General features: G+C 61.7%; 6 protein-coding genes and 3 pseudogenes. 5 read left to right on the plus strand and 4 right to left on the minus strand.

The features are described from left to right. Positions 1–122 precede the first annotated feature (122 nt). The 3 genes from LH128_RS13265 to LH128_RS33410 form a co-directional block, all read right to left on the minus strand. Positions 123–506 (minus strand): hypothetical protein, encoded by a 384-nt coding sequence (locus tag LH128_RS13265; protein WP_008830154.1) that lies wholly within the window; start codon positions 504–506, stop codon positions 123–125. Beyond that, positions 503–1,120 carry an ATP-dependent DNA ligase gene (locus tag LH128_RS13270; RefSeq protein WP_008830155.1) on the minus strand — a complete coding sequence of 206 codons (618 nt, stop codon included), beginning with the start codon at positions 1,118–1,120 and terminating at the stop codon, positions 503–505. The genes LH128_RS13265 and LH128_RS13270 overlap by 4 nt, the downstream gene beginning before the upstream one ends. A 219-nt stretch (positions 1,121–1,339) precedes the next feature. Then, entirely contained in the window at positions 1,340–1,513 is a 174-nt protein-coding gene (locus tag LH128_RS33410; RefSeq protein ID WP_156800035.1) for a hypothetical protein, read from the minus strand. 328 nt (positions 1,514–1,841) lie between these two features. Here LH128_RS33410 and tnpC point away from each other — a divergent pair. The 5 genes and pseudogenes from tnpC to LH128_RS35025 all read left to right on the plus strand — a co-directional run bounded on the left by tnpC (position 1,842) and on the right by LH128_RS35025 (position 6,797). Further along, positions 1,842–3,478, plus strand: a pseudogene (gene tnpC / locus LH128_RS13275) (IS66 family transposase). Positions 3,479–3,874: 396 nt separating this feature from the next. After that, positions 3,875–4,888, plus strand: a complete 1,014-nt coding sequence (locus LH128_RS13280; RefSeq protein WP_008830158.1) for a nucleoside hydrolase — start codon at positions 3,875–3,877, stop codon at positions 4,886–4,888. A 70-nt stretch (positions 4,889–4,958) separates the two neighbouring features. Continuing rightward, positions 4,959–6,305 carry a family 1 glycosylhydrolase gene (locus LH128_RS13285; RefSeq protein WP_008830159.1) on the plus strand — a complete coding sequence of 449 codons (1,347 nt, stop codon included), beginning with the start codon at positions 4,959–4,961 and terminating at the stop codon, positions 6,303–6,305. A 68-nt stretch (positions 6,306–6,373) separates the two neighbouring features. Continuing rightward, positions 6,374–6,526 (plus strand): annotated as a pseudogene (locus LH128_RS35020) (hypothetical protein); the annotation flags it as partial. 64 nt (positions 6,527–6,590) lie between these two features. Beyond that, positions 6,591–6,797: a Na+/H+ antiporter NhaA gene (locus tag LH128_RS35025; RefSeq protein WP_037519368.1), complete on the plus strand. Its 207-nt coding sequence runs from the start codon at positions 6,591–6,593 to the stop codon at positions 6,795–6,797. Here LH128_RS35025 and LH128_RS13295 read toward each other — a convergent pair. Beyond that, positions 6,772–6,960: pseudogene (locus LH128_RS13295) on the minus strand (SLC13 family permease); the annotation flags it as partial. The gene LH128_RS35025 and the pseudogene LH128_RS13295 overlap by 26 nt on opposite strands.

A 6,960-nucleotide genomic window follows, 5' to 3' on the forward strand; every position in this document is an offset into this window, starting at 1 on the left:
ACCAGTTCGATAAACCCCTCACGGCACATCGGACGCAATCTACCCGTCGCCGAAACGAACATCGCATTGTTCACGGCCGACTATCTGCAGGCACCATAACCATCGAGTTTATCCCTTTCGCTTCAGTCTACCGTCCTTACAAACTTCCACTTGAGCTGATCTCGCGGCATCGTCTTGGCTCGATCATGCCAGTCGAACGCTTCCATGACCGCGCACTGCATGTCCTTCGGATCGGCGGGCTCGATGACAACAGCGCGCGTCTCTGCGTCGGTCGTCGTCACCGCGACGTAAGCGCCGCCCTCGGTCTGGTGGACCTCCATCCGTATTTCGAATCCCTGCCGCGTCGGAAACTCGCCCTTTGCGATGACTGTGCCAGTGAACTTGACTGTCCGCCCGCGGCGCTGGGTGATCTTGGTCGGCTGCATTTCCACGGTCGTTACGTTCCTGGGTTTCCCTCGGTAGGGTTTAATTTCTGCGGCCTCGTTTGAGGCGATCAGGAACATCATGCCGCCCTCCTGGGCGATTCCCACTTAGACCAGTTGTCCAGCTTCACCTTGACCCATGCAGGCCCGCGTTTGCGCCGGCAGGGCCTCTCGGGATCATTGAGCATCAGCCCTTCTCCCCCGACAGCCCACACGCGCTGCACCATGTCGTGCACGTCCGATTCGGTGAAGGCCCATTCATCCGCGACCACCTGAACGGCGGTGGGGTCGTCTCCGCCCCGGCTTCCCGGCCGCCAATCCCAGGAGAGCGCCGGATCGTCGCGCACCGCGGCCGCCAGCTCCTGCAGCCAGGCCTTTCGCTCATGCAGCGGCCGATTGCAGTCGCCCGCGCGCCATTCCTCCTCCGTCAGCACGTCGAAGAGGTGGAGGCGGCCTTTATCCCCTCCCCTGCGCCGTCCGCTCTCGAACCAGCGTTTCGTTGCGTACAGCGTCGCGTCGACCACGATTTCGCCGTGGAGGAAGAGCGGCACGCCCGCGACGCGCTGCATCAAGCCAAGCTGGTGCACGACCTGATCGGCGCCGTTGAGCGGCTGGCCATTGCGAGACCACAGGCGCGGCTTGCCGTCGAGGCCGCGGAAGCGGAGCGCGCGCCACCCGTCCCACTTCCGTTCGACCATAATTCCCCCGATGGGGGTGGTGCCGTTCCAGTCGCCGACGAGCTGGCATAGGCCGCTATTCTACAACACCCTGACGCTCCGTTTGTCGCACCAAGAGTGCAACAGAACGGACAAACGCTTGCGCGGCGCCGCCATCTTTGTGGATAAAAATCACCCGATTTGGGCGGGGTGAATACAGGGTTCCGATTCTCTGGAGGGGTGCCGACAGATGAACCATCATCAAATGCGTGTTTCCGCCGAATGCTCTTGCGGAAACACGTTCAACATTGAGGACATGCTTTGCGCTGGCGGTGTGAGCTTCTTTGCCTGCCCCAGCTGCGGCACGAAGGGCTCGGTTAGCGAAAAGGAGATTGCATCCTTGGCGAGAGCTAAGGCGGTGTCCGTGCCTGCCATGACGTTCAAGTAGCGGGAACTGCGTCCTGCCTGCCGATGACGAGATGCAGTGCATCGTCTCTCGCTCCTCCCGCCTTCTAAAATTCCCCCGCTCCCCCGCGCGTTTGCGCTGGTGAGGGGTACGTTTTAACCGACGGGGGCACCGAACGACAGAACAGCGTTGGTGTCGCTGACAGCCTCGCACCTCGCTTGCCTGCTCGACGGGATCGACTGGTGGAACCCGCAGTATTCCTGGCGTCTGCAGAACGCTGGATAGGGGCGCCGTTTTCTTCTCCAGCGGAGCATTTTGCGCTTCATTCGAACGAGTTTCTGTGATTCCATCGCGGTCATGGAAGCCGCCGTTTCACCCCTTCCTGACGATATCGAAGCGCTCAAGGCGCTGCTGGCGAGTGCGACCCAGCGGGCCAATGAGGCCGAAGCCAAGCTCGCCAATGCCCATGCCCGGGGGAGTGCCACCGGGGCGGTGATCGCGCACCTCAAGCTGCAGATCGCCAAGCTCAGACGCGAGCAGTACGGCGCGAGCGCTAAGCGCACCCGCCGCCTGCTAAAACGGATGGAACTGCAGCTCGAAGAGCTTGAGGACGATGCGGCTGAGGACAGTCTTGCTGCCGAAGTCGCGGCCGAGAAGACGGCGACCGTCACCGCCTTCGAGCGTAAGCGGCCGGGCAGAATGCCGTTTCCCGAGCTTCTGCTTCGCGAGAGGATTGTGGTGCCGGCACCGTGCTCTTGCCCGGCTTGCGGCGGGAGCCGGCTGTCCAAGCTTGGCGAGGATGTCAGCGAGACGCTTGAAGTGATCCCGCGCGCTCGGAATGTCGTCCAGGCCGTGCGCGAGAACTTCTCCTGCCGGGACTGCGAGACGATCACGCAGCCGCCCACGCCCTTCCACGTCGTGCCGCGTGGCTGGGCTGCCCCGAGCTTCCTCGCCATGCTGCTGTTCGAGAAGTACGGCCAGTACTAACCCCTCAACCGCAAGGCGGAGCGTTTCGCCCGCGAGGGCGTACCGCTGAGCACCTCGACGCTCGCCGACCAGGTTGGTGCCGCCGCCTTCGCGCTGCTGCCGCTCTACCGCCTCATCGAGGCACACGTCCTCGCCGCCAAGCGATTGCATGGCGACGATACGACCGTGCCGGTCATGGCCAAGGTGAAGACCGATACCGCCAGCCTACGGGTTTACGTGCGGGATGATCGACCATTCGCCGGCGCCGATCCGCCCGCGGCGCTGTTCCACTATTCGCGCGATAGGCGCGGCGAACGTCCAAGGGCGCATCTCGCATCCTGGTCAGGGATCCTGCAGGCCGATGCCTATGGCGGTTACGGCGAGCTATGCCCCCGGTCGCTTGCCTGCGCCTGTTCATGAGGCCGGCTGCTTTGCTCACGCGAGACGCAAGTTCTTCGAACTGGCCGACGTCGCCAGCGCAGCCCGCAAAAAGAGCCGCGGCGATCATGCCGGCATGATCTACCCGATCGCGCTAGAAGCCGTGCAGCGGATCGATGCGCTGTTCGATGTCGAGCGCGGCATCAATGGCCAGGACGCCGACGAGCGTCTCGCCGTACGCCGCGAGTTGAGCGGGCCCCTAATGGCTGAGCTCCACGCTTGGCTGACCAGCCAGCTCACCAGGCTGTCGCGCAACCACGATCTCGCCAAAGCCATCAATTACATGCTGCGACGTTGGGATACCTTCGCCCACTTCCTCACCGACGGGAAGGTCTGTATGACCAACAACGCGGCAGAACGTGCGCTGCGTGCCACTAGGCCGCAAGGCCTGGCTGTTCTGCGGATCCGATCGCGGCGGCCAGCGCGCGGCGGTCCTCTACACCCTGATCCAGACTGCTCACCTCAACGACGTTGATCCGCAGGCTTGGCTCGCGGATGTGCTCACCCGCATCGCCGAGCATCCGGCCCGCCAACTCGACGAACTGCTGCCCTGGAAATGGCTGCCCGCACGCCGCTCCATCACCACTTGATCAGAGCTGCGCCGCGGCTTTCACCGGATGGCTACGACACTCCCAACGTCCAACTTGCTAAAGATCCATCAGCAGCAACCGCCCGCTTTGCGGAAGTTCAGCGCGTTGCCCGCCAATCCAAAAACCGGCCATCCGATTTGTTTCCAGGTCAGCGTTACGTGTTACCGTTTCGGACTGAGGGTTTCCGATGCGAGATCGCTGTGACCTGTCTGCGGCAAACTCCACGACTGTACATTTGTCGGTTAGCCCGGATGGAGCACCGCTCGCAGCCTCTTAAGCAATATTCCTGCTATAGGCTGTACCTATGTTTATCTAAAAAATGCATATTTTACATGATGCTTTGGATGATGGACAACGGCCCAAAGAGACGAAAGGAGAGGCTTGTTGCCCCATAAAATGGAACGCCGGAAATTCGTCGGTTTGGCGATGACGCTCGCTAGCGCACTCGCGGTGCCCGCACATGCATTTGGCAAGCAGCCAGCGTTAGCACGGGTGATCCTCGACAACGACTTCGCTGGTGATCCGGACGGATTGTTTCAGCTTGCGCATCACGCATTGTGCTCGTCGGTCAAGATTTCTCTCATCGTGGGATCGCACCTTCCCGCCAAGTTCGGCAGCGGGCACGACGCCCAAGATGCAATCGCACGGGTTGGCGAAGTTCTCGAAATCATGAAGCTTGCCGGCAAGTATAGCATCATAGCCGGATCCGAGACGCCAATCCAGTCACGCACCTCCTCGAAACCCAGTACGGCATCGGCTGCCATCGTCCGCGAAGCTATGCGCGAAGACGCTAACGAGCCTCTGATCTATGCGGCCGGCGCTGGGCTAACCGATCTCGCGCTCGCTTGGTTGTCTGAGCCGCGCATTGGCCGCCGCATAAAATTGGTCTGGATCGGTGGGAACACTCATTCCGGCTTTGGAAATCCCGGAGCCAAGCCGGGCGAACCGGAATTCAATTTCTCTATCGATCCTGTAGCGGCGCAAGTGCTGTTCAACGAATCCGATATCGAGATCTGGCAAGTGCCCTCCGATGCCTATAGCCAGATGCTGTTCAGCACGGCCGAACTTGAGGAGTTGGGTGGACAGAGCCGGCTCGGCGCCTATCTTAAGTCTAGGGTCGATGCGATACCGGAGATGTTCGCCAAGATACCTGGCGTACCCCCGGTGGCCATGACAGACGCCTACGTCCTGGGCGACAGTCCGCTGGTGACATTGACCGCGCTGGTTCCCCCTATGCAGCCAGATCCTACATCGAGCCGGTACAAGCTGCTGCCAACACCAAGGCTTCTCGACAACGGAAGCTATGCGGAGCGTGCGGGTGGGCGCCCCATGCGGGTCTACACTTACGTCGATGCAGGACTGACATTCAGGGACATGCTGGCGCGTTTCAGGCTTCTTTCGGCAGCATAGGCTCCGGAACAAGTGCCTGTCTGATTTCATGGCCGGGCCCACCCGCCTGCCGCTTCACCAAGGACTTCGCATGATCGACCGACGTTCAATCATCGCCGGCGCTGCCGCGCTTGCCGCAGCGCCCATGCTTGCTGGAAAAGCGCTCGCCGCTCCTGCGCAAAAGCAATCCTCGCTAGGATCGGCCAGCTTCCCTTCCGGCTTCCTGTGGGGCGCGGCTACTGCCGGCCACCAGATCGAGGGTAACAACACGAATTCCGACCAGTGGCTTCTCGAGAATGTGCAACCTACTATCACTGGCGCGCCGTCGGGTGATGCTGTCAACAGCCTCGAGCTATGGCGAGATGACCTCGACCTTGTGAAAAGCATCGGGCTCAATGGGTTCCGCTTCAGTCTTGAGTGGCCACGCATCGAGCCGGAACCGGGAATGTTCTCGTGCGCCATGCTCGATCACTACAAGGCCATCATCGATGGCTGCCGCGAACGTGGTATTGCCCCGGTGGTCTCCTTCAACCACTACACAACGCCACGCTGGTTTGCCGCCCAAGGAGGATGGTTGCATCCCGATGCGAGCGACCTGTTCACTCGTTTCTGCGAGCGGGCGGCCAAACATCTCGCAAGCGGAATAGCAATCGCGACGACCTTGAACGAGCCGAACCTGCCCCGCCTGCTGCCCTTCGTTCTGCCCCCTCAGTTCATGGGAGGATTGCGCGCCAATCTGGCTGCGGCCGCAAAGGCTGCGGGCGTACCGCGCTATCTCGTGGCTAACACCGTCTTGCCGGAGGACGTCCCCGCCCTGACCGCCGCGATGATCAAGGGCCACAAAAGTGCGCGTGCCGCGATCAAGGCAGTGCGCCCCGACCTTCCCGTCGGCTTCACACTGTCTATCGCCGACGACCAGCCCGTCGGCCCGAATTCCATCCGAGACCGGATGCGGGCCGAACTCTACGGAGACTGGCTGGCAGTGGCGCGCGATGACGATTTCGTCGCCATCCAGAACTACGAACGCATCCTGTGGGGCAAGGATGGCCGCCTCCCTGCGCCTGCGGGCACGCCGCGCAATTTCCGCGGCGCCGAAGTATATGCTCCGTCACTCGCCGGCGCGGCGCGATACGCCTACCAGGCGACCGGCAAGCCGGTTTTGGTAACCGAGCACGGTGTCGGAACCGACGACGATACAATCCGCGCCAACCTTATCCGCGACGGCCTACGGGAACTTCTCGGGGCGATGGCCGAAGGAGTCCCGGTACAAGGCTATATCCATTGGACGCTGATGGACAATTACGAATGGGGAGCTGGCATCGGCCACGGCGCCTTCGGCCTTGCCAGCGTCGATCCGGTCACATTCAAACGGTCTCCTAAGCCAAGCGCTCAGGTTTTGAAGGCAATCGCTCAATCAAATTCAATATCGCCGATTTGAGGTGGTAGCAGCCGGGCTCGATCTCTTGTGCAAGGGAAGGCGCGAAACTCGTTTTCGCCTTCCCAACCATGTCCGCCCGACGCAGACGGGCGTACTCGATCACTTGGGCAGGTCGGCAATCGACCCACTCTCTCAGCCTGCCGGCGAATGCAGTACTCGCACCGGTGACGCTTGAAGTCGCAGCAGGTCTGGTGCTCGGCAAGCCGATCGGCGTGTTCGGCTTGTCGCTGATGGCCACCAAGCTGAGATTGGCGGATGCTCCGGCGCATGCCAGCCGGATGCAGAATGCTGGGGGTAGCCCTGCTCTGTGGGTTCGGCTTCACGATGAGCCTTTTCATCGCCCTCCTGGCGTTCCCGGGCGACCCGATCCTTCAGTCCGAAGCCAAAGTCGGCATTCTCGTCGGTTCATTGATTTCCGGCATTCTGGGCTTCTTGGTGCTGCGCATCGCGCACCGTGAAGTCCCGATCAGCCATACAGCAGCGTCAGCGTAATCGCCGTACAGGCTACCACAGCCACGACCAACGGCGCGCCCATCCGGGCATAATCGCTGAATCGGTAGCCGCCCGGCCCCATGACCAGAAGATTGTTCTGATGACCAATCGGGGTCAGAAAGTCCGATGATGCGCCGATAAGCACCGCCAGCAGCGCGGCATC

Source organism: Sphingomonas sp. LH128 (genome assembly GCF_000293195.2).
Taxonomy (GTDB): Bacteria; Pseudomonadota; Alphaproteobacteria; order Sphingomonadales; family Sphingomonadaceae; genus Novosphingobium; species Novosphingobium resinovorum_A.